The sequence below is a fragment of the Vibrio sp. Vb1574 genome (assembly GCF_033338675.1).
On the sequence record NZ_JAWOTC010000397.1, the window covers coordinates 1 to 1,099 of the forward strand.

Here is a 1,099-nt window from a genome sequence, read left to right on the forward strand (position 1 = left end):
GCATAGCAAAAATGCCACGCGTTGCGAATCACTCTTGAACAGCTTGTTATGTGCGTGGTTGAAACCTACTCTACACTTGGCTCCGGTAAAACTGGTGGTGTACTGTCCATATAAGTTAAAAAGTTTTCCCATAACTCGTGCGTTCTTTGCTTAGTTAACTTAGTTTTGCACGATATCGCCATAATTCCACGAATAGTCCCATCACGCCATTGCGTATAAACCGAATCACAGTGAGAGGAGATATATGCTTGCCAATCCTGTTGCGCAAGCTTAATTGCTACGATCAGTTCTGGGTCATGAGAGTTATGCTCGAAACTAGCGCTTAGATATTTGTCTAATTTAACTTGTGCTGACTCTAGTTCAATAGCAGTACATTGGTTTATCTCGATTGTGGTCATCGCATTATTACAGTCAATGGACTCTTCTTCAGCAAGAGCACCAAACGAAAGACTAGCTAATATGATGATTAGATACTTATTCATCGTTTTCTCCGAAAGCACATAACGCCGCGTTAAGGGGCGATAACGCGATACTACCTAAACTTAAACATTGTGCCTTAAACACTTAAGCTGAACTTTGAGCTAGAACCGCCAAGCGTTAGGAGTCCCTCTTAAACGCTTTGTTAGGCTTATGCTGCATGAGACACTCCAGTTCATTTTCACCAACCGTTACAAAACCCAGCCTTGAATACAAGTGTTTAGCGGGATTTGTTTTTAATACACTAAGCCCAACCGAACTACCCGTAAGGTTGGCTTTACCGATTAACATTGAAATAAGAGAACTTGCTATATTTTGAGTTTGGTAGTTTGGATGGATTTGAATTTGGACAAGATACCATTCGTTAGAATCTTCGTTAAATTTTGCTTTGAACAAACCAGCCGAAGAACCAGCGACTTCAATAATTTTCGCATGTTCAAACTCGTATAATATTCGACTTAAATACGCATCTTTCGTTCTGGGCATACCACAATCTTTAAGGTACTGACCCATCGTTATATCACGCAGATTAAGAAGAAAGTCGACATCTGAATCTACAGCTTGTCTCAGTGAATATTCCACTATCCCTCCGGAATAAGCCTAACGCCCTGTTAAGGGGTGA

2 protein-coding genes are annotated in these 1,099 nt (G+C 40.8%); both read right to left on the reverse strand.

Features of this window, described 5'->3' with window-relative positions; all coding sequences use genetic code 11:
• Window positions 1-65: 65 nt before the first annotated feature.
• Window positions 66-482, reverse strand: coding sequence for a lysozyme inhibitor LprI family protein (locus R7O12_RS26430; RefSeq protein WP_318127036.1), 417 nt, complete (start codon window positions 480-482; stop codon window positions 66-68).
• 115 nt (window positions 483-597) lie between these two features.
• A complete protein-coding gene (locus R7O12_RS26435; RefSeq protein ID WP_318127038.1) occupies window positions 598-1,059 on the reverse strand; it encodes a GNAT family N-acetyltransferase in 462 nt (153 codons plus the stop codon).
• Window positions 1,060-1,099 lie beyond the last annotated feature (40 nt).

What these genes read in the sequence shown, in the direction of transcription:
- R7O12_RS26430 (WP_318127036.1), bottom strand. Translation starts at nt 482, where the DNA reads ATGAATAAGTATCTAATCATCATATTAGCTAGTCTTTCGTTTGGTGCT.